The organism is Tardiphaga sp. 709 (assembly GCF_032401055.1).
In the GTDB taxonomy this organism is placed as follows: domain Bacteria; phylum Pseudomonadota; class Alphaproteobacteria; order Rhizobiales; family Xanthobacteraceae; genus Tardiphaga.
This window is the reverse complement of sequence record NZ_CP135529.1, coordinates 3,551,051-3,570,204: the sequence shown is the minus strand read 5'-3', so window position 1 is coordinate 3,570,204 and position 19,154 is coordinate 3,551,051. Positions and strand designations below refer to the sequence as shown.

Annotated in this window: 20 protein-coding genes, 1 tRNA gene and 1 pseudogene; 12 read left to right on the top strand and 10 right to left on the bottom strand. The window is 62.6% G+C overall.

Annotated elements, in window-relative coordinates; translation table 11 throughout:
* Position 1: 1 nt before the first annotated feature.
* From RSO67_RS17450 to tsaD, 4 genes are read right to left on the bottom strand one after another with little or no spacing between them, the layout of a single operon-like run.
* The gene (locus RSO67_RS17450; protein ID WP_315839884.1) at positions 2–712 is read right to left on the bottom strand and encodes a methyltransferase; all 711 of its coding nucleotides are present in this window, start codon (positions 710–712) and stop codon (positions 2–4) included.
* Entirely contained in the window at positions 679–1,095 is a 417-nt protein-coding gene (locus RSO67_RS17445; protein WP_315839883.1) for an EVE domain-containing protein, read from the bottom strand. Before RSO67_RS17445 ends, RSO67_RS17450 begins: the two co-directional genes overlap by 34 nt.
* A gap of 7 nt (positions 1,096–1,102) precedes the next feature.
* A complete protein-coding gene (locus RSO67_RS17440) occupies positions 1,103–2,083 on the bottom strand; it encodes an NAD(P)H-dependent glycerol-3-phosphate dehydrogenase (protein WP_315839882.1) in 981 nt (326 codons plus the stop codon).
* Positions 2,084–2,093: 10 nt separating this feature from the next.
* A complete protein-coding gene (gene tsaD, locus RSO67_RS17435; RefSeq protein WP_315844289.1) occupies positions 2,094–3,167 on the bottom strand; it encodes a tRNA (adenosine(37)-N6)-threonylcarbamoyltransferase complex transferase subunit TsaD in 1,074 nt (357 codons plus the stop codon).
* A 145-nt stretch (positions 3,168–3,312) separates the two neighbouring features.
* Here tsaD and RSO67_RS17430 point away from each other — a divergent pair, with 145 nt between their 5' ends.
* The 4 genes from RSO67_RS17430 (at position 3,313) to RSO67_RS17415 (ending at position 7,232) form a co-directional block, all read left to right on the top strand.
* Positions 3,313–4,059, top strand: a complete 747-nt coding sequence (locus RSO67_RS17430; protein WP_315839881.1) for a uroporphyrinogen-III synthase — start codon at positions 3,313–3,315, stop codon at positions 4,057–4,059.
* A 56-nt stretch (positions 4,060–4,115) separates the two neighbouring features.
* A complete protein-coding gene (locus RSO67_RS17425; protein ID WP_315839880.1) occupies positions 4,116–5,279 on the top strand; it encodes a hypothetical protein in 1,164 nt (387 codons plus the stop codon).
* A 7-nt stretch (positions 5,280–5,286) separates the two neighbouring features.
* Entirely contained in the window at positions 5,287–7,002 is a 1,716-nt protein-coding gene (locus RSO67_RS17420; RefSeq protein WP_315839879.1) for a heme biosynthesis protein HemY, read from the top strand.
* A gap of 154 nt (positions 7,003–7,156) precedes the next feature.
* Positions 7,157–7,232, top strand: a tRNA-Thr gene (locus tag RSO67_RS17415).
* A gap of 56 nt (positions 7,233–7,288) precedes the next feature.
* On the opposite strand, the gene RSO67_RS17410 is transcribed toward RSO67_RS17415, so the two are convergent.
* Genes RSO67_RS17410 through RSO67_RS17385 form a run of 6 tightly spaced genes read right to left on the bottom strand, consistent with a single transcriptional unit; the run spans position 7,289 to position 11,858 of the window.
* Complete coding sequence (locus tag RSO67_RS17410; RefSeq protein ID WP_315839878.1) at positions 7,289–8,092, bottom strand: ABC transporter ATP-binding protein; 804 nt, start codon at positions 8,090–8,092, stop codon at positions 7,289–7,291.
* A 5-nt stretch (positions 8,093–8,097) separates the two neighbouring features.
* Positions 8,098–8,898 (bottom strand): pyrimidine utilization protein D, encoded by an 801-nt coding sequence (gene rutD, locus RSO67_RS17405; protein ID WP_315839877.1) that lies wholly within the window; start codon positions 8,896–8,898, stop codon positions 8,098–8,100.
* A 31-nt stretch (positions 8,899–8,929) separates the two neighbouring features.
* Entirely contained in the window at positions 8,930–9,721 is a 792-nt protein-coding gene (locus RSO67_RS17400) for an ABC transporter permease (protein ID WP_315839876.1), read from the bottom strand.
* Position 9,722: 1 nt separating this feature from the next.
* Positions 9,723–10,109 (bottom strand): pyrimidine utilization protein C, encoded by a 387-nt coding sequence (gene rutC, locus RSO67_RS17395; protein ID WP_315839875.1) that lies wholly within the window; start codon positions 10,107–10,109, stop codon positions 9,723–9,725.
* A gap of 7 nt (positions 10,110–10,116) precedes the next feature.
* Complete coding sequence (rutB, locus tag RSO67_RS17390) at positions 10,117–10,845, bottom strand: pyrimidine utilization protein B (RefSeq protein WP_315839874.1); 729 nt, start codon at positions 10,843–10,845, stop codon at positions 10,117–10,119.
* On the bottom strand, positions 10,845–11,858 hold the full coding sequence (locus tag RSO67_RS17385; RefSeq protein WP_315839873.1) for an ABC transporter substrate-binding protein: 1,014 nt from the start codon (positions 11,856–11,858) through the stop codon (positions 10,845–10,847). The genes rutB and RSO67_RS17385 overlap by 1 nt, the downstream gene beginning before the upstream one ends.
* A 135-nt stretch (positions 11,859–11,993) precedes the next feature.
* Between RSO67_RS17385 and RSO67_RS30510 the strand changes: the two are divergent.
* The 8 genes and pseudogenes from RSO67_RS30510 to RSO67_RS17345 form a co-directional block, all read left to right on the top strand.
* Positions 11,994–12,128: pseudogene (locus RSO67_RS30510) on the top strand (LysR family transcriptional regulator); the annotation flags it as partial.
* A gap of 177 nt (positions 12,129–12,305) precedes the next feature.
* Positions 12,306–12,914 carry a LysR substrate-binding domain-containing protein gene (locus tag RSO67_RS17375; protein ID WP_315839871.1) on the top strand — a complete coding sequence of 203 codons (609 nt, stop codon included), beginning with the start codon at positions 12,306–12,308 and terminating at the stop codon, positions 12,912–12,914.
* Between the two features lie 76 nt (positions 12,915–12,990).
* Positions 12,991–14,283 carry a glutamate-5-semialdehyde dehydrogenase gene (locus RSO67_RS17370; RefSeq protein WP_315839870.1) on the top strand — a complete coding sequence of 431 codons (1,293 nt, stop codon included), beginning with the start codon at positions 12,991–12,993 and terminating at the stop codon, positions 14,281–14,283.
* Between the two features lie 84 nt (positions 14,284–14,367).
* Entirely contained in the window at positions 14,368–14,943 is a 576-nt protein-coding gene (locus RSO67_RS17365) for a nicotinate-nucleotide adenylyltransferase (RefSeq protein ID WP_315844288.1), read from the top strand.
* Between the two features lie 435 nt (positions 14,944–15,378).
* A complete protein-coding gene (rsfS, locus tag RSO67_RS17360) occupies positions 15,379–15,690 on the top strand; it encodes a ribosome silencing factor (protein ID WP_315844287.1) in 312 nt (103 codons plus the stop codon).
* Positions 15,691–15,735: 45 nt separating this feature from the next.
* Positions 15,736–16,218 carry a 23S rRNA (pseudouridine(1915)-N(3))-methyltransferase RlmH gene (gene rlmH / locus RSO67_RS17355; RefSeq protein WP_315839869.1) on the top strand — a complete coding sequence of 161 codons (483 nt, stop codon included), beginning with the start codon at positions 15,736–15,738 and terminating at the stop codon, positions 16,216–16,218.
* Between the two features lie 159 nt (positions 16,219–16,377).
* On the top strand, positions 16,378–17,649 hold the full coding sequence (locus RSO67_RS17350; RefSeq protein ID WP_410001753.1) for a murein hydrolase activator EnvC family protein: 1,272 nt from the start codon (positions 16,378–16,380) through the stop codon (positions 17,647–17,649).
* On the top strand, positions 17,646–19,022 hold the full coding sequence (locus RSO67_RS17345; protein WP_120287632.1) for a S41 family peptidase: 1,377 nt from the start codon (positions 17,646–17,648) through the stop codon (positions 19,020–19,022). The genes RSO67_RS17350 and RSO67_RS17345 overlap by 4 nt, the downstream gene beginning before the upstream one ends.
* Positions 19,023–19,154: the final 132 nt, after the last annotated feature.

Below are 19,154 nucleotides of genomic sequence, written 5' to 3'. Positions count from 1 at the left end.
GTCAGGCGAGTGTCCATACCGCCGTGTTCTTGATCTCGGCATCTTCGAGATCGCGCGTCACCGGCACCTTGTATTCGGTCAGCTTTCGCAATTTGTCCTTTGGCAGATAGCTGCGACCGGGATCGCCGATTAGTACCGTCGCGCCGCGCATCGCCTGCGCTGAAAGAAATACAAAGGCGCGCTCAGCGGTGTCGCGTTCATAGAAAATATCACCTGCCAGAATCGTTTGTGCAGTGGGGACGGATGAGCCGCCGAGCAGATCGTCACCGCGAGCGCTGATCGTAACACCATTTTCAGCCGCGTTCAGTGCGATCGCCGTGCGCGCAAAGGCGTCGATGTCATAGGCGAAGACGCTGCTTGCCCCGGCTTTTATCGCGGCGATAGCCACAAGCCCCGATCCAGATGCGAGATCGATAGTGGTCCTTCCAGCAACATGCTCGGGATGATCGATAACGAAGCGCGCCAGCGCCTGTCCGCCGGCCCAGGCAAAAGCCCAGAACGGCGGCGGCAGTCCGGCCTCGCCGAGTTCTTCTTCTGTCTTGCTCCACAGCGACACGGCCTCGTCGGCCACGTACAACATGATTTCCGGCACCAGCGGCACCGGCAGCAGGCGTGTATTGGCACGAATGAATGCGACGGGGTCAGATATTGCAGTTGATTGGGCCGCGCCGTCGGCGCTCACAGCCCGCCCATTTTGCAGAGCAGCTTCCATTCCTCGGCAGTGATCGGTGGCACCGACAGGCGGGACTGCTTCAGGATCGCGACGTCAGCAAGCTTCGGCTCAGCCTTGATTGCCGCTAGCGACACCGGCTTTGGCAGGTCTTGCACGGCCTTGACGTCGACGCAGACCCAGGGCGTTCCCGGCTCGGCGGTGGGATCGGGATGATGCTCCCTGATGATCTCGGCGATACCCACGATCTCCTTGCCGATATTCGAATGATAGAAGAAGGCGCGGTCGCCCTTCTTCATCTTCATCATGTTCAGCTTGGCGGTGTGGTTACGGATACCGGTCCATTCGGTGCCCTTGGCACCGGCCTTTTTCTGCTCGTCCCACGACCAGGCGTCGGGCTCCGATTTGATCAGCCAGTATTTCATCCCGTCTCTAACCTTCTGCCTTGAATGGCCGTGTCAGCAGGCCATCGATTGCCTGATCGATGGTTGCCTGGCCGGCCAGAATTGCCGCCACGGCCTTTGCTACCGGCATATCGACGCCCTTCGATGTCGCAATCTCGATCAGCACCGGCGCCGTGAACTCACCCTCGGCGAGTTTGCCGCGCGCTGGTTGCTCGCCGCGGCCCAGCGCCATGCCGAGTGAAAAATTGCGCGACTGCGCGCTCGAACAGCTCAGGATCAGGTCGCCCAATCCTGACAGGCCCGACAGCGTCTCGGTGCGCGCGCCACATGCGATGCCTAGTCGCAGTAGTTCGCTGAAACCGCGCGTGGTGAGTGCTGCGAGGGCCGAGGCGCCCAGTTCCTTGCCGGCGACGATGCCTGCGGCAATCGCCAGTACGTTCTTCGCCGCACCACCGATCTCGACGCCGCGCACATCGGTGGAGTGATAAGGACGGAATGTCGCCGAACCCAGGGCCTGCACGAGTGCGACGGCAATATCCTCGTCGGCGCAAGCGAGCGTCACGGCCGTGGGCAAGCCAGCCGCAACGTCGTCAGCGAAATTCGGTCCCGATAGAATGGCAGGGATCGTATGCGGTGCGACGTCGACGATGACCTCCGTCATGAATTTATGACTGCCGCGCTCGATGCCTTTGGCGCAGGCGACCACCGGAACGCCTGCCGGCAATAGCGGCGCGAGCGCGGCCAATGCCTCGCGCAATTGCTGCGAGGGGACCGCGAGCAGAATGGTATCGGCACGTGCGGCCAGCGAAAGATCGGCGGTGACGAAGACAGAGTCATCGATGGCAGCGCCGGGCAATCGCGGATTGGCGCGAGACACTTGCATTAGTTCGGCGGCTGCAGTCGAGCGCGCATAAAGCACGGTTTCGCGGCCGGCGCGCGCGGCGACATCGGCCAATGCGGTGCCATAGGCCCCAGCGCCGATCACCGCCACTGAATTGAAGTCGGCCATAGTGAGCTCTTCAGTAAGCCGCGCGGGATTTGGAATGACCTGCTGGCGCCTTCGCGTCGGCATCGAGCAGCCAGCGCGCGCGGGGCGGCGCTTCCATCGTGTCGGTGAGTCCTAGCGCAAGACGCTCTGCGCCGGCCCAGGCGATCATCGCGCCATTGTCGGTGCACAGTGCCGGCGGCGGGATGATCAGCGTGGTCTGCGCTTTTGCGGCGACGGACTGCAGCGCGCCACGGATGGCCTGATTGGAGGCGACACCGCCGGCCGCCACCAGTGCATGCGGCGGGCCGAATTGATCCTCGAACAGTCTGAGGCCGACGCTCAATCGATCCGCCGTCGATTCCAGCGCCGCCGCCTGGAAGCTGGCGCAGAGATCCGCGATGTCCTGTTCTTCCAGCGGAATGAGACGGCTTGCCTCGTTACGGACCGCAGTCTTGAGACCGGAAAGCGAAAAATTCGCATCGGGCCGGCCGAGCATCGGCCGCGGAAAGGCAAAGCGCTTGGGATCGCCGCCCGATGCGGCGCGTTCCACCTGCGGGCCGCCGGGATAGGGCAGGCCGAGCATCTTGGCGACCTTGTCGAAGGCTTCGCCCATGGCGTCATCGACGGTGGTGCCGAGTCGGACATAGTGGCCGACGCCAAGCACCGCCACGATCTGGGTATGGCCGCCGGAAACGAGAAACAGGCAATACGGAAACGTCAGCGAAGTGGTCAGCCGAGGCGTCAGCGCATGGGCTTCAAGATGGTTCACGGCCACCAGCGGGGTGTCATGCACCATCGCGATAGCCTTGGCGGTGGTGAGACCCACAATGACGCCGCCGATCAGGCCGGGCCCGGCCGCCGCCGCAACGCCGCTTAGCTGGGCAAAATTGACGTCGGCATCCTTCATGGCGCGGCCGACGATGCCGTCGAGCAGGTCGATATGGGCGCGCGCGGCGATCTCGGGCACCACGCCGCCATAGGGCGCATGGTCGTTGATCTGCGAATGGACGATATTGGACAGGATCTTGCCGCTGCCGTCGGGCTGGCGTTCGATAACGGCGGCCGCGGTCTCATCGCAGGTCGTCTCGATTCCCAGCACCAGCATCGGTTGGTCGGTGGTCACTATCGGTCCTTGCTAAATCAGCCAAATCCGGGCTTTTCCTGCCCCCGGCGTAGCATTGCGGGGTTGCAAGGTGCAATCACTCGATGCCCTGCGTGGCATGCGAGACCCCCGAAACCGGACCTCAGATATGGCTATTCTCGTCACTCGTCCGCAGCCTGACAATACCAGCACCGCTGCGGCCTTGCGCGCGCGGGGCTTCGAGGTGCTGGTGGCGCCGATGCTGCGCTTCGAAAAGGTGATGCTGTCCATCGATTCGGACGCGGATTTCGGCGCGGTGATCGTGACGTCGGCCAATGCACTGCGCGCACTTGCCGATCAGCCGGTGCAGGCAGCCCTGCTTCGCCTGCCGCTGTTCGCGGTCGGCGACCGGACCGCAGAGGCCGCGCGCAATCTCGGCTTTGCCAAGGTCATATCCGCCGAAGCTGACGCTGCGGCGCTGCGGGACCTATTGATGAAGAGCAGCAAGAACAAGCTGCTGAACAAGACCCGCCCGCTCCTTTATCTGGCCGGCGCCGATCTGGCGCGGGATCTCGCCGCCGAACTCGGCGCGCGGGGTTTCACGGTGGTGACACAGACCACCTACCGAATGATGCCGGTTGCCGATCTGCCACATGATGTTTCCGCGGCCTTCGTGGCCGGTAAGGTCGAGGCGGTGCTGCATTATTCGCGGCGGAGCGTCCGGGCATTCTTTCAGGCGGTAGGCTTGTCGGGCGTCGAGATCGCTGCCCTCGCAGTTCCACATTATTGCCTGTCGGCTGCGGTCGGCACGATTGCGCATGATGCCGGGGCTACCCAGGTCGTGGTGGCGCAGACCCCGGACGAAAATGCCCTGTTCGCGGCGCTGGACCGTGCCATCCCGCCATTATCGCGTTAAGACTGCTGTGACCAAATCCCGATAGGGATCGGGCATGTCACGAGGGAACCGACGCCATGGCCGACGATAATGAGACGGGATCGTCTCCGGATGCCGGTCGGCCCAAACGCCCGCCGCCAACCATCGAATTGACGGCTGCCGAAGTCACGGAGCGCCCGGCTGCTGCGGAATCTGAGGCACCGGAAACGCCATCGGAGGCTGTCGATACCGCGCCGTCGGATATGCCGCCGTCCGAGCCCGCCGTGGAGGCTGCGGTTGAAAAGCAGGCGGCCATCCCACCTGCGCGTGCACCTGTCCTGGTTCCCGCCGCCGTTGGCGCGGTTGCCGGTGCGCTTGTCGCCGGAATTGCATGGTTCGGCCTGAGCGGCATTGCTTCGAGCGACAAGGCAGATGTCGATTCGCTGACCTCTCGCGTTGCGCAGATCGAAGCCCGCCCGGTCGCTGCGCCCGACACGGCTCTCGCGACGCGGATTGATGCGCTCGAGAAATCCATCGCGGGATTGCGCGGCGATCTCACTGCCGTAAAGACGCAATCGGACCGTGTCGTCGCCGATCTCAATCAACTCAAATCCGCGCCGCGCCCGGCCGCTGGTGTGGTCGATCTCGGGCCGATCAATGAGCGGCTCGGGCAGATCGAAAGTACCGCCAGCGAGCTGAAGTCTTCGGCCGTCCAACAGAATACCAAACCTGTCGATGACGGGGCCTTGCGCCGTGTTGTTGCGGCATCACTGCTCGACACGTCAGTGCGTCAAGGCGAGCCTTATGTGGCCGCACTCGCAGCCGTCAAATCGCTTGCAAGCAATGCCAATCAGCTGAAGTCGCTCGATGCGTTTGCAACGACGGGCGTACCAAACGCAGTCGCGCTCAGCCGCGAACTGCTTGTATTGCTGCCGAAGCTGACACCGGCTCCGACGGAGGCACCTGCCGCAAGTGCAGGTTTCATGGACCGCCTGCAGGCCGGCGCTGCAAAGCTGGTCCGCATCGAGCGTACCGACGCTGTCGGTATAGGTAACAACAGCAGCGCGGTCTCGCGCGCGGGCGCCGCTGCACGTAGCAATGACATCGCCACAGCCAAACGTGAGTTGCTTACGTTGTCTCCAGCGGATCGTGCCGTGGTTCAGCCCTGGCTCGATAAGGTCGATATGCGCGATGCAGCGATGGCCGCTTCACGTCAATTCGCAGCCGACGCGATGGCGGCGCTCTCCAAACCGGCGCCATAGGAATCCGATGTTTCGCATCATTTTGTTTCTTGTGTTGATAGCGCTTGCGGCCGTTGGGGCCGCTTGGGTCGCCGATCAGCCCGGCGATGTCGTGATATCCTGGGGCGTCTGGCGCGCTTCGCCGTCGGTGCCGGTGTTTGTGCTGGTGCTCGGCCTGACCATCGTCGCGGTGGTGTTCGCCTGGTCGCTCCTGCGTGGTTTGTGGCGTGCGCCGAAGCGAATGCGCCGTCGCCGCCATCAAAAGCGTCAGGCGCGCGGACGTCAGGCCATCACGCATGGTCTGCTGGCGATCGGGCAGGGCGATGGCCACGCCGCGCGGCGTCATGCCGATCTCGCCAAGCGTTTGACGGCTGACGATCCGCTCGCTCTGTTGCTGCATGCTCAGTCCGCCCAGCTCGATGGCGATCGCGCCGGTGCGCATCGTGCGTTTCAGGCGATGGCCGAGCGTGCCGATACGCGATTGTTGGGTCTGCGCGGCCTGTTCATCGAGGCGCAGCGCAGCGACGATCCCGTCGCCGCCGTGACGATTGCCGAAGAAGCGCTGAAATTATCGCCGGCATCGACATGGGCGTCGCAAGCCGTTCTTGGCTTCCGCTGCGCGCAGAGCGATTGGACCGGCGCGTTGAAAATCCTCGACAACAATTTTGCCTCTGGCCTGATCGATCGCGCGGCGTTTCGTCGGCAGCGCGGCGTGCTGCTTACCGCGCGTGCGCTGGAGCTTGAGACACAAGATCGCGATCTGTCCCGCGACAGCGTGACCGAGGCGATCAAGCTTGCGCCAACTTTGGTGCCAGCCGCCGTTCTCGCCAGCCGATTCCAGAGCGAGGCGCATCAGACCCGTCGGGCAATGAAGATCATCGAGATAGCGTGGCTGGCGCAGCCGCATCCGGATCTCGCTGACGCCTATGCCCATGTGAAGCTCGGCGATTCCGCGCGGCAGCGGCTGGTGCGTGTCGAGACGCTGGCATCGAAAGTGCCAGGCCATATCGAAGGCGCGCTGGCGATCGCCCGTGCGGCCATCGATGCCGCCGAATTCACGCGCGCCCGCGAAGCACTGGCGCCGTTCACGGCCGACTCCACCCAGCGCGTTGCGATGCTGATGGCGGAAATCGAACGTACCGAACATGGCGACAGCGGCCGCGCCCGCGCCTGGACATTGCGTGCCGTGCGCGCGTTGCACGATCCGGTCTGGACCGCGGACGGCTATGTGTCCGATCGCTGGCGGCCGGTGTCGCCGGTCACCGGACGGATCGATGCGTTCCAGTGGCAGACGCCCCTGGCCGCGCTGCCGTCGGACAGGGCCTCGACCATCGAGACCGAGATTTTGCGCGAGACCGTGCTGGCTCCGCCGCCGGCAGTGCCTAAACCCGTGGTGCCCGTGCCGACCGAGATCACACCCTCCGCGCCGGCTCAGGACCTCGCGGCGGAACCTGAAGTACCAGCGCAGCCCGAACCGGTGGCCGATGCTACGCCCGAGCCCGCCGAGGCGCCGGCGCCGCTCCCGAAACCGGCCCCCGCGCCGCCACCGCTGTTCCGTGACCGCAGCGATATCGCCAGTGCCGCCAAGCCCGCGGTGGCTATTCCGGCCGTCATTCCCATCGTCAGGCCTCCGGACGATCCCGGCGTGGACGAGGCGGACGATTATCGCGATGAATTCGCCGAACTGAATGCTGGCCAGCAACAGGGCGGTTGGCGCGGCTTTCTGCGCCGTTGGGGCGGCTAACGCCCCTGATTCAGGCCGAAGTGGCCGGTTTCGGCGGGTGGTTCGCTCAGCTTTTCGGTCGCCGGAGACGTCTCGGCTTCTTGCAAAGCGGAGCCCCGGGCGATATCAGATGCCCCAGCGTTTTCGGCCGAAAAGCCGAATCGCCGCTTGGTTCGCCGCAATAGCTCAGTTGGTAGAGCACGTCATTCGTAATGACGGGGTCACAGGTTCGAGTCCTGTTTGCGGCACCATTTGCGCTTCGGCGTCATATGTCTCAGCCACAACAATCAGCTACAGCTTTGACGCTTCACGCGGCCGTGGCAGGCATTTCCAGGTCGGCCCAGATATTGGCGAAATAGGACTGGAAGGCAGCGTCGGTGCGTAGCGCCACGGGATCGCGGCCTGCCTTGGGCAGGTCGATGATGTGCAGCGCCCGCACGGTCGCCGGCCGCGCGCTGAGCACTAGAACCCGGTCGGCCATGGCGATGGCTTCGCCGATGTCATGGGTGACAAGAATGGCGCTCTTGCCGTTTTCGGCGATGATGCGCGACACGTCGGCTTGCAGCAGCAGGCGGGTCTGGAAGTCCAGCGCCGAGAATGGCTCATCGAGCAGGATCACCTGCGGATCGAACGCCAGCGTGCGCATGATTGCCACGCGCTGGCGCATGCCGCCTGACAAGGTTGCGGGCTTGGCGTTCTCGAAACCGGCGAGGCCGTAGGCGCGGATCAATTTCATGGCAATTTCGCGAGAGGTCTGCCGCGGCGCGCCGCGTACCTCCAAGCCAAGCATCACATTGTCGATGACGGAGCGCCACGGCAGCAGCAGATCCTTCTGGAGCATATAGCCGACATGCCCTGCGGCATCATCGACGCGGATGCCCCCGACCTCGACATGCCCCCGTGTCGGCTTCAGCAAACCCGCAATGACATTGAACAATGTGGACTTGCCACAGCCGGACGGGCCGACAATGGCCAAGGTTTCGCCCTGCCGCAGTTCAAAGCTGACGTCGCGGATAGCTTCGACATACTGCTTGCCGCTTCCGAAGGATGCGCCGACCTGTTCGGCCTTGAGCACAGCGGATGTGGATGGCGACGTTTCGATTTGCGTCATGACGTTCATGCATCCACCTCGCTGCAGAAGCCGAGCAGCATGTTATTGAAAACATCGGGAGTCACAGCGGTGAAGGCATGGGCGCCCCATTCCACCTCGCGCACGCGTGCGCCCGGAATAGCGGTGGCCAGTTGTTGCGAGAGATAGGCCGGTACCAGGCTGTCATCCCGCGACGAGGCCAGCAGTGTCGGCGTTGTAATGGTCGCGAGGGCGTCGCCGGGATCAAAGGCGAGAAACATGTCGATGCGCGCATTCATCGTGGCAGCTGCCGGGAAGTGCGCGAGGATACGTTCTTCCTCGGCGTCCAGTTGCGCGGCATTGTCGGAAATCCATCGTGGCGGATAGAGGAACAGCGGCTGCGCCCGCACATATGCTTTCGGACCCGATTGATTCAGGATCTGCTTGCGAACTTCGAAGCAGCGTCGCAGGAATGGATCGGCCCGGCTCCAGCCGTTCACCACCACCAGACTGCGCAAGCGTGCGGGATTGCGCAGGGCAAGTTCAATTCCGACGATGCCGCCGATGGCATGGCCCACCACATGGGCATCGCTGACGCCAGCGTGGTCGAGCACATGCGCGATGTCGTCGGCCATGCCCGCAATCGATCGCGGTGGTGCGCTGTTAGTCGCGCTACGGCCAGTGCCGACGTGGTCGTAGAGGATAACTTGGTGGTGTTGCGCAAGGGCGTTCAGCTGCGGCGCCCAGAACGATCCGCTACCGCCCATGCCAGCCGACATGAGGATCGCCGTTCCGTGTCCATGAGTTTCGTAATAGATGTCGGCGTCACCGCCGCTGGCATAGGGCATTGCTGGTCTTGCGTGTTCGAGTGATGAAAAATCAGAAGCGCAGGCGGCGTTCGAGAATGTCGATCGCGCCGTACATCAGCAGTGCCACTGCCATGAGCGCGGCGATGCCAACCCACACGGCGTTCAAATCGTAGAGCACGCCGGCGTAGTAGATCATGTAGCCGAGACCCTCTTTCGAGGCGATATACTCGCCGACCACTGCGCCGATCAGCGCGAAGCCGACATTGAGACGGAAGGCGGACACGATCCAGGGCATGGCGCCCGGAATGACGACGGTTCGCCAGGTCTTCCATCGGCTGGCACCGAGCGAGCGCATCAATTTAATCAGGTCGCTATCGACTTCCTTGGCGCCTTGTTGGGCGGTGATCACCGCGACGATGAAGGTGATGATGGCGGCGATGGCGATCTTCGACGAGATGCCGATTCCGAACCACACGATAATCAAGGGTGCGAGTGCGATCTTCGGCAGACCGTTGAGAGCGATGAGATAGGGGCGCAGTACCGCTGCGCTGGTTGGAAACAGCCAGAGCAGCAGACCAACGGCGCTGCCGGCGATGGTGCCGATCAGGAATCCGGCGATGGCTTCCCAGGCAGTCAGTGCGGCGTCGCGCAGGAGTTCTCCGTTGGCGATCAGAACAGAGGCCTTGGCGAAGATGCCGCTTGGCCGTCCGTAGAGATAGACAGCGATCCATTTGAAGCTGATCGCAATTTCCCAGGCTGCAAGTAACAGAGCTAGGAGTGCCACTTGCAGCAGCGCGATCCGCAGGACCGCCGGCATCAGCCGCCGCTCGACATTGACCTGGGTGGCTTCGATGGTCGTCACATCAAGCTCGCTTGTGTGCGATCGACGCGATCTCGACGAGGCAATCCGGTTTCACCAATCCGCATTGGATGCAGTAGCGGGCGGCCTTCTCGCCGGGGAAGTATTCGGCATAGACTTTATTGACGGCGGCATAGTTGGCCCAGTCGGTGACGAAGATGGAGTTGAAGGTGACGTCGGCCATGGTCGCGCCTGCGGTCTCCAGCACGCTTTTGATCGTCTCCAGGATGTGCCGGGTCTGCGCCGCCGCATCGCCGACATGAACGACGTCGTTATTCTTGTCGAAGGCCAGCGTGCCGGACACATAGATCACGCCGTCGGCCATCATGCCGGGCGAGTAAGGTGCGAGCGGCGGATGAGTGCCGGGCGGAATGATCGCGCGATCTGTCATGGGATCCTCAGGTTTTCGTGGATGGTTCGGTCTGCGCGAAAGCGCGGCGGAAATCGGCCGTGCTGGAAACCCAGCCGAAGAAGGTTTCGATGTTGAAGACGGCCGCCTTCTGGACGTAGTCGGGGCCGGCCTGGTGCGTGGCGTCTTCGAGCATCACGCCGAAATATTCGAGATGGAAGCCGTCGCGCAGGGTCGATTCCACGCAGACATTGGTGGCAACCCCGCAGAACACCAGGTTGCGGATACCGCGCGCGCGCAGGATGCTGTCGAACTGGCTGTTGAAGAAACCGCTATAGCGCGGCTTCGGCACCACGATGTCGCCGGGCTGTGGCTGGAGTTCATCCACGAGCGCATAGTCCCAGCCACCCTTGGCGAGCAGGCTGCCTTGTAATTCCGGGCGCGCGCGCATGGTCTTGAGTGCGTTCGATTTGTGCCAGTTCGGGGATCCCGGACCGCCGGCCTCGACATAGTCGGCGTCCCAGCCGTTCTGGAAGTAGATCACGGTGACGCCGGCCTCGCGCGCGACCTCCAGCGTCTCCTTGACGGCCACGATCGCTGCCTTGGCGCCGGTCACGTCGAAGCCCGCGAGATCCAGATAGCCGTTCGGCGACGCGTAGGCGTTCTGCATGTCGACGACGATGACTGCGGTCTCCTCGACCGCGAGCCGCAGCGGCTCGGGGCGTGCGGGCAAGGTGACGTAGCGCCGTTCAGGCGGAAAGCTGGTTGAAACCGACATCACGCCAATCCGAATTCTTTGGTCGCTTTCTCGGCGAAGCGATTGTCGACCATTTGTGCATAGGGAAGCGTCGTTGAGACGGCGCCACCGCCTTGTTCGAGCAACATCGCGCGATCCCATTCCTCGACGGAGATGGTCGGGTTTTTCGGGATAGCCGTCTTGCTGCCAAAGAAGTTCTTCGTCGCATTTCCGACGACCGACGGCGAGACTTTCGGAAAGTACTTCTCTGCAACCTCGGTGAAGACGGCGTTGTTCTCGTGCATCATCTTCTGCGCCTCGGCGATGGCGTTACAGAAGCCTTGCAGCGCCTCCGGGTTGGAGGCGATCACGTCTTCGGTGGTCATGGCCGTCGTGAAACACAGCGGACCAAGCAGATCGGCAAATGATAGCGACGGTACGAGGCCAAACTGTTCGGCGCCGATGCTGATGTCCCATTCGAATGCGGTGGCGATGTCGGCACGGCCATCTTTGACGGCTGCGGCCTGGGCGCCCGGCGGCAATTCCAGGAAGGTGACGCCGGCTTCCTTGGGGTCGAACTTGCCGACCGTCTTCATCGCGTAAGTCGGGACCTGGATCGTCGAGGACGGAAATTTCAGCGTCGCGATGGTCTTGCCGCGGAGATCATCGATGGTAGTGATCTTGGTGTCCGGGCGGGTCATTCCCCACATCGACACGCCGCCGACGATCTTGGCGATATTCTTGATCTTGCCGCCTTCACGGGTGGCATTAACGGACATGCCAGGGCTGGTGACGCCGATCTGGCCACGGCCGGACAGCAGGATCGGCACCGGCAGAGCGATGCCGCCCGCGGTCGACAGGTCGGTGTCGAGGCCATGCTTGGCGAACAAGCTTTTGTCGGCGGCGACATAGAGCGAGGCATACATGCCGAGCCGGATGGCTTCGGACACCAGAACCTTGCGGCCGGCGGCAAAGGCCGGGCCTCCCAGGCCTGCAAACGGCGCCGCTGCGGCGCCGATGAGCGAATATTTGAGTAGGTTGCGCCTGTCGATCATGCCTCTGTCCTCGCCGCCATTGCCGATGTCAGATGGTGCGCTGCATAGTTTTTAGCCGCAGCGATTTGTCGCATAAAATTCTTGCACCCGTTAATTTCATTAACAAGTCGGGAAAAATAGATATATTTATCTGTAATGCTTATGAATATCGACCTTCGGCAACTCCGTGCCTTCGTCGAGGTGGTTCAGGCTGGCAGTTTCAGCCGAGCCGCGCGGAAACTTGGCGTCTCCCAGTCCGCCCTCAGCCAGGCCGTTCGCCAGCTCGAGGATGAGTTGCAGGTTCGGCTGCTGGACCGGACGACACGCAGCGTTCAGCTCAGCAAGGTCGGTGTCGAATTCCTCCCGGGAATCCAGCGCCTGCTGGCGGATCTCGATCACCAGATCCAGGATTTGCGAGACCTGCGTGAGCATCGCCGCGGCCACGTTACGGTAGCCTGTGTGCCGTCGGTGGCGTTGCGTCTGATGCCGGTGGTGTTGGCGAACTTCCAGCGCGAATATCCCATGGTGAGCGTGACGCTCAAGGAAGTGTCACGGCATCAGATCATTGCCGGGCTGCGCAGCGGCGACGCCGAGCTCGGCATCGCCAATGTGCCGGGTGAGGATGCGGATCTTGACGCGACGAAGCTGCTGACCGACCGTTTTGCGCTGGTGATGCGGCGGGATCATCAGCTGGCGTCACAAAGCACCGTGAACTGGATGGACGGCGTCGCTGCAGGCATGATCGCAATGGCGACCGGCACCGGCATCCGGCTGGAAATGGAACGCGGTCTGCAGGAACTGGGGCGTAGCAACCCGCTGCATGAGGCCGAACACCCGGCGACCCTGCTCGCCATGGTCGAGGCCGGCGTCGGCGTGGCGCCATTGCCAGGTCTGGCGTTGCCGGCGACGGACCACCCCGTGCTGACCTTCCGCAGGCTGCTCGATCCCGCCATCGAGCGCGATCTGTATCTGATCCGTCGCGTCGGGCGTGACCTGTCGCCGGCCGGTCGCGCGCTTTACCGCGGCATCCAGCTCGTGGCGCAATCGATCCGCGAGCGCACAGCGGCAGGATGGTAGCGAACACGCTTTGACCTTGCTCCCATGAGTCCCTATTTTGGGAGGAATAGTCCTATTCCGCTAATTTGAGCCCCTTATGACCGCCTCGCTGAAAGCCATCGACGGATCGGCAGATTTGCCTGTCCTGATGAACGATCTCGCCCGGAGCGCCCGTGCGGCGGCGCGTGCGTTGGCGGTGGCTCCAACGGAGCAAAAGAACCGGGCGCTTGAGGCCATGGAACGCGCGATCCGCGCCGGAGCGCCGGCGATTCTGTTGGCCAATGCCGAGGATGTGGCCGAGGTGCGCACCAATGGCGCCACATCGGCCTTTATTGATCGGTTGACCCTGACCGAGGCGCGCGTGCACGCGATGGCGGATGGCATCCGCGTCATCCATGACATCGCCGATCCCGTCGGCGCCGTCACCGAGAGCTGGCAGCGGCCGAATGGCATGACCATCGAGCGCGTGCGGGTGCCGCTCGGCGTCGTTGCGGTGATTTTCGAGAGCCGTCCGAATGTCGCGGCGGATGCCGGCGTGCTGTGCCTGAAGTCCGGCAATGCCGTGATCCTGCGCGGCGGCTCGGACAGTTTCCGCTCTTGCCGTGCGATTCACGAATGTCTGGCGCAGGGCCTGCGTGAAGCCGGACTGCCGGAAGCCGCGATCACGCTGGTGCCGACGCGAGATCGTGCGGCGGTCGGATTGCTGCTCACCGGCCTCAATGGCGGTGTCGATGTGATCGTGCCTCGCGGCGGCAAGAGCCTGGTTGCGCGCGTCGAGGCCGAAGCGCGCGTGCCGGTGTTCGCCCATCTCGAAGGCGTCAATCACACCTATGTCGATCATGCCGCCAAGCTCGAAATGGCGAAGTCGATCGTGCTGAATGCGAAGATGCGTCGCCCCGGTGTCTGCGGCGCAACGGAAACACTGCTGATTGACCGCGCAGTCGCGGGCACGCATCTGAAGCCTTTGGTGGAAATGCTGATTGATGCCGGCTGCGAGGTGCGCGGCGACGCCGCTGTGCAGCAGGCCGATGCGCGCGTAAAGCCTGCAACGGACGAGGATTGGGACACCGAATACGAGGATGCGATCATCTCGGCCAGGGTCGTCGATGGTGTCGATGATGCGCTCGCGCATATTCGCGATCACGGCTCGCATCACACCGACGCGATCGTCACCGAGGACGTCGCGGTGGCCACGAAGTTTCTCAACGAAGTGGATTCGGCGATTGTACTGCATAACGCCTCGACGCAGTTTGCCGACGGCGGTGAATTCGGCTTCGGTGCGGAAATCGGAATCGCCACCGGCAAATTCCATGCGCGCGGCCCGGTCGGTGCCGAGCAGCTCACCAGTTTCAAATATCGCATTCACGGCACTGGGCAGACCCGGCCGTGATCATGTGCTTTTCGGCGCGTGGAGACTGAATTGGATTTGCATTCAGTCCCGCCGGCGCAGGGCATACCGCCACATAGTCCCGGCATGCGGATCGGTCTGCTTGGCGGATCGTTCAATCCGCCGCATGCCGCGCATCGGGCCATCAGCCTGTTCGCGATGAAACGGTTGCAGCTCGATCGCGTCTGGTGGCTGGTCTCGCCGGGCAATCCGCTGAAGGATCAACGCAATCTGCACGATCTCGCCGAGCGCGCGGCTGCTGCGAAGGCGATGGCCGATCATCCGCGCATCGATGTCACCTGTCTCGAGAGTGTCATCGGTACGCGCTATACCGTCGACACCATCAGCTACCTCCGACGTCGATGTTCGCAAGCACGATTTGTCTGGATCATGGGTGCCGACAATCTCGCCCAGTTTCACCGCTGGGAGAGTTGGCAGGTGATTGCCGGAGAGGTGCCCTTTGCGGTCATCGACCGGCCGCCGCAGAGCTTCCAGGGACTGGCATCGACCGCGGCCCAGGCCCTCGGCCGTTACCGGATACCGGAGCAGGACGCTGGGTCATTGGCCGACATGAAGCCTCCCGCATGGGTATTTCTGACCGGTTTGAAGCTGAATCTGTCCTCCACCCGGCTGCGGAACCCGGATGGCAGCTGGAAGACGTAATTCCACAACACTCGCCCGATAAGTGCTATAGGGCGGGCGCTGGAATATTGAATCCGGCATTCCCACATGCATACTTGATCTCACCGGGCGTCGGATTCGGCGTCCCAATACAGTGAAAGGAATGGTCCTCTGGCCACTTCTGTATTGTCCAAGACGGGCGCCAAGAAAGCCTCGTCCAAGGCCGCTTCTCCTAAAGCGACCGCTTCGCCCAAGAAACCCACTTCGGTAAAGAAGACTGCCGCGCCGAAAAAGGCCGCCGCGTCAAAATCCGCAAAGCCGAAGGCCGCTACCAAGCCTGCTGCCGCAAAGGCCGCTCCAAAGGCTGCCATTCCGAAGAAGATTGCTGCGCCCAAAGCGAAGAAATCCGCTGCAGCAGCACCGCTGCGCGACAGCGCGACCGAAACGCTCAATCTCGTTCTCGCTCGCCTTGACGACATGAAGGCCGAGGAAACGGTGACCATCGACCTGCGCGGCAAGTCGGCCTTCTCCGACTACATGATCGTGACGACAGGCCGGTCGAATCGCCATGTCGGTGCGGTGGCCGAAAATGTTGCCAAGGGTCTCAAGGAAGCCGGCCAGAAGAAGCTGCATGTCGAAGGCCTGTCCAATTGCGATTGGGTGCTGATCGATACCGGCGAAGTCATTTTGCATGTCTTCCGGCCAGAGGTTCGCGAATTCTACAATCTGGAACGATTGTGGACGCAGAGCCCGTCGGATGAACCGCGGATCGGACTGAAGGCTGTTTGAGCCACGGGCATTCGGCAACGGCGCGACGCGTGCTAGTCTGCGCCAATGCATCTTCTTGTGATTTCCATCGGCAAGCTCAAGCAGGGTCCGGAACGCGAACTCGCGGAACGGTACCGTGATCGCTTCGACGATATCGGCCGCAAGCTCGGTTTTCGTGGCCTTGCGATTCATGAAATTTCGGAAAGCCGCGCACGCGATGCGGCGACCCGGATCAATGAGGAAGCAGCGGCGATTTCGGCGCTGATTCCGGAAAAGGCTGTATTAGTAGCGCTCGACGAGCGTGGCAGCAGCGTCGACAGCGCCAGTTTCGCTCGCCATATCGGGAAGTGGCGGGACGAAGCGGTGCCGCATAATGTTTTTGTCATCGGCGGGGCGGACGGACTTTCGCCCGAATTGCGGCGCAAAGCCAAACTGAGCATTGCATTCGGCTCGGCGACCTGGCCGCATCAAATGGTTCGCGTCATGCTTCTGGAACAGATTTACCGGGCCGCTACAATTTTAGCTGGCCACCCGTATCACCGCGTTTAGCTCACGGTATTGAGCGTAACGCGTTTGAAAGAAGGCGCTGTCGAAACCACGATGCTGTCACCGCGGTCCATTCCATCTGAACACGACGCCGTTCGCCGCGGGATGTTGAACGCGTCGTCGTTTTCTATGATGCTGGTATCAGCGACTCTTGCAGGTTTGATGACGACCTCGGTCCGGGCGCAAACGGTTACGCCAATCCAGCAAGCCAATGCACCATCACCTGATATCATTCGTCAGCGCGAGCAGGAGCTCGAAGCGATCCGCGCGCAGCAGAAGAGCGCTGCGGAGCTGCAGGCAAAACTGAAAGCCGATATCGCGGCAATCGGACAGGATCGCGGCAAGCTTAGTCAGCAGCTCATCGATATCGCCGCCCGCGTTCGCGGCGTGGAAGCCCGCATCGACGACGCTGAAGTGCGTCTGCGTCCGCTGGATGCGCGCGAGCAGCAGATTCGCGGCACGCTGGAATCGCGCCGCGGCGAGATCGTCGAAGTGTTGTCGGCGCTGCAGCGCGCGGGCCGCCGCGCGCCGCCGGCTTTGCTGGTACGTCCCGAAGACGCGTTGAAGTCGCTGCGCACCGCGATGCTGCTCGGCTCCGTCGTGCCCGATATGCGCGCGCGCGCCGAGAAACTGGTGGCTGACCTCAGCGAACTCGTGAATTTGCGCAAGGCGATCTCGACGGAGCGCGATCAGCTTGCCGGCGATCGCGACAAGCTGAAAGAAGAACAGACACGCCTCGCGTCGTTTACTGAGGAGCGCCAGAAGCAGCAGTCGGCTGTCGAAAAGGACATGGAAGCGGAAGCCGCGCGTGCACTGACGTTGTCCCGTCAGGTCGACAGTCTGCAGGGCCTGATCGCGAAGATGGAGCAGGATTCCAAGGCGGCGGCGAAGGCAGCGGCCACAGCCAGTCTGCAGGGCACGCCGGCGGCGCTCAGCAACGGCAAGCCGAATATCGGCGCCTTCAAGGACCCCGGCAGGCTCAGTCCGGCGATCGCCTTTGCGTCGGCAAAGGGCATGCTCGCACTTCCGGTCAACGGGGTTAAAATTCGCAATTTCGGCGGTTCCGACGGTGTAGGTGGCGTCGAAAAGGGCATATCACTGGCCGCACGGGCGGGTGCGCAGGTCACAACACCGTGTGACGGCTGGGTTGTTTATTCCGGTCCGTTCCGTAGCTATGGACAACTCTTGATCCTCAACGCTGGGGGCGGGTATCATGTCTTGATCGCCGGGATGGAGCGTATTTCGGTGAACATTGGTCAGTTCGTCCTTACCGGGGAACCGATCGCTGTCATGGGATCAACATCCCGGGTAGCATCCGTCCTTGCGGCCAATGCCAGCCAGCCTGTGCTTTATATCGAGTTCCGTAAGGACGGGACTCCCATTGATCCAGGCCCATGGTGGGCCGCTAACGAAGGCGAAAAGGTTCGCGGATGATGCGCAAGACTTCCATAATTCTGCTGAGTGCTGCCACTGGCGCCGCCTTGACGCTCTTCGTGACCCAGCCACGCGCCGTGTTCATGGGCACCAGTGCCCGCGCAGCGACCTCGGATACTTATCGTCAACTCAACCTGTTCGGCGACGTGTTTGAGCGCGTCCGCAGCGACTATGTCGAGAAGCCCGACGACAGCAAGCTGGTCGAGTCGGCGATTTCCGGCATGCTCACCGGTCTCGATCCGCATTCCAGCTACATGGACGCCAAGAGCTTCCGCGACATGCAGGTGCAGACCCGCGGTGAGTTCGGCGGTCTCGGCATTGAAGTCACCATGGAAGATGGCCTGATCAAGGTAGTGTCTCCGATCGACGATACCCCGGCATCGAAGGCCGGTATCATGGCCAACGACATCATCACCAGCCTCGACGAGGAAGCGGTGCAGGGTCTCACCCTGAACCAGGCCGTCGAGAAGATGCGCGGTCCGGTCAATACGAAGATCAAGCTGAAGATCATCCGCAAGGGTCAGGACAATCCGCTCGACGTCACCCTCGTGCGCGACAATATCCGTGTTCGCTCGGTGCGTGCTCGCGTTGAAAGCGACGATATCGCTTACATCCGCATTACGACCTTCAACGAGCAGACCACCGAAGGCCTGAAGCGCGAGATCGCGGCACAGACCGCGGCAATCGGCGCGGACAAGGTCAAGGGCTACATCATCGACCTCCGCAACAATCCGGGCGGTCTGCTTGAAGAAGCCGTCACCGTTTCCGACGCGTTCCTCGAGCGTGGCGAGATCGTCTCGACCCGCGGTCGTAACGCTGAGGAAACCCAGCGCCGCACGGCGCATGCTGGCGATCTGACCAAGGGCAAGCCGGTGGTCGTGCTGATCAATGGCGGTTCGGCTTCGGCATCGGAAATCGTCGCCGGCGCGCTGCAGGATCACAAGCGTGCGACCACGATCGGTACGCGCTCGTTCGGTAAGGGCTCGGTGCAGACCATCATCCCGCTGGGCTCCGGCAACGGTGCGCTGCGTCTGACCACGGCGCGTTACTTCACGCCGTCGGGCAAGTCGATCCAGGCCAAGGGCATCGTCCCGGACATCGAAATCGTGCAGGACGTGCCGGATGAGCTGAAGTCCCGCGACATCAAGGGCGAGGCTTCGCTCCGTGGCCATCTGAAGAACGATGGCGACGAGAAGACCGGTTCGCAGTCCTACGTGCCGCCGGATGCCAAGAATGACAAGGCGCTGAAGGCCGCTGCCGATTTGCTCCATGGCATCAAGGTGACGTCGAACGCAATCATCACGCCGCCGCCGGGAGCCGCTGCTGCTGCGGACAAGCCGGCAGACGACAAGGCGGCCGCCAAGCCGAACTGATCGACGAACGCACATCAATTCTGCGGAAAGGGCGGCCTTCGGGTCGCCCTTTTTGTTGGAATCCTCCCAAGGGATCCGATGTCCTTCCGGCTGCCGTGGCCACGACCGGGCGTGTTATTGTCCGGTCGGCTG

Bases quoted from the DNA above. Each gene is read 5' to 3' on its own strand.
- rutB (WP_315839874.1), bottom strand. From the start codon at position 10,845: ATGTCGGTTTCAACCAGCTTTCCGCCTGAACGGCGCTACGTCACCTTG.
- RSO67_RS17385 (WP_315839873.1), bottom strand. From the start codon at position 11,858: ATGATCGACAGGCGCAACCTACTCAAATATTCGCTCATCGGCGCCGCA.
- RSO67_RS17365 (WP_315844288.1), top strand. From the start codon at position 14,368: ATGCGGATCGGTCTGCTTGGCGGATCGTTCAATCCGCCGCATGCCGCG.
- RSO67_RS17450 (WP_315839884.1), bottom strand. From the start codon at position 712: ATGGAAGCTGCTCTGCAAAATGGGCGGGCTGTGAGCGCCGACGGCGCG.
- RSO67_RS17420 (WP_315839879.1), top strand. From the start codon at position 5,287: ATGTTTCGCATCATTTTGTTTCTTGTGTTGATAGCGCTTGCGGCCGTT.
- rsfS (WP_315844287.1), top strand. From the start codon at position 15,379: ATGAAGGCCGAGGAAACGGTGACCATCGACCTGCGCGGCAAGTCGGCC.
- RSO67_RS17350 (WP_410001753.1), top strand. From the start codon at position 16,378: ATGACGACCTCGGTCCGGGCGCAAACGGTTACGCCAATCCAGCAAGCC.
- rutC (WP_315839875.1), bottom strand. From the start codon at position 10,109: ATGACAGATCGCGCGATCATTCCGCCCGGCACTCATCCGCCGCTCGCA.
- RSO67_RS17440 (WP_315839882.1), bottom strand. From the start codon at position 2,083: ATGGCCGACTTCAATTCAGTGGCGGTGATCGGCGCTGGGGCCTATGGC.
- rutD (WP_315839877.1), bottom strand. From the start codon at position 8,898: ATGCCCTATGCCAGCGGCGGTGACGCCGACATCTATTACGAAACTCAT.
- RSO67_RS17410 (WP_315839878.1), bottom strand. From the start codon at position 8,092: ATGACGCAAATCGAAACGTCGCCATCCACATCCGCTGTGCTCAAGGCC.
- RSO67_RS17430 (WP_315839881.1), top strand. From the start codon at position 3,313: ATGGCTATTCTCGTCACTCGTCCGCAGCCTGACAATACCAGCACCGCT.
- tsaD (WP_315844289.1), bottom strand. From the start codon at position 3,167: ATGCTGGTGCTGGGAATCGAGACGACCTGCGATGAGACCGCGGCCGCC.
- RSO67_RS17370 (WP_315839870.1), top strand. From the start codon at position 12,991: ATGACCGCCTCGCTGAAAGCCATCGACGGATCGGCAGATTTGCCTGTC.
- RSO67_RS17445 (WP_315839883.1), bottom strand. From the start codon at position 1,095: ATGAAATACTGGCTGATCAAATCGGAGCCCGACGCCTGGTCGTGGGAC.
- RSO67_RS17425 (WP_315839880.1), top strand. From the start codon at position 4,116: ATGGCCGACGATAATGAGACGGGATCGTCTCCGGATGCCGGTCGGCCC.
- RSO67_RS17345 (WP_120287632.1), top strand. From the start codon at position 17,646: ATGATGCGCAAGACTTCCATAATTCTGCTGAGTGCTGCCACTGGCGCC.
- rlmH (WP_315839869.1), top strand. From the start codon at position 15,736: ATGCATCTTCTTGTGATTTCCATCGGCAAGCTCAAGCAGGGTCCGGAA.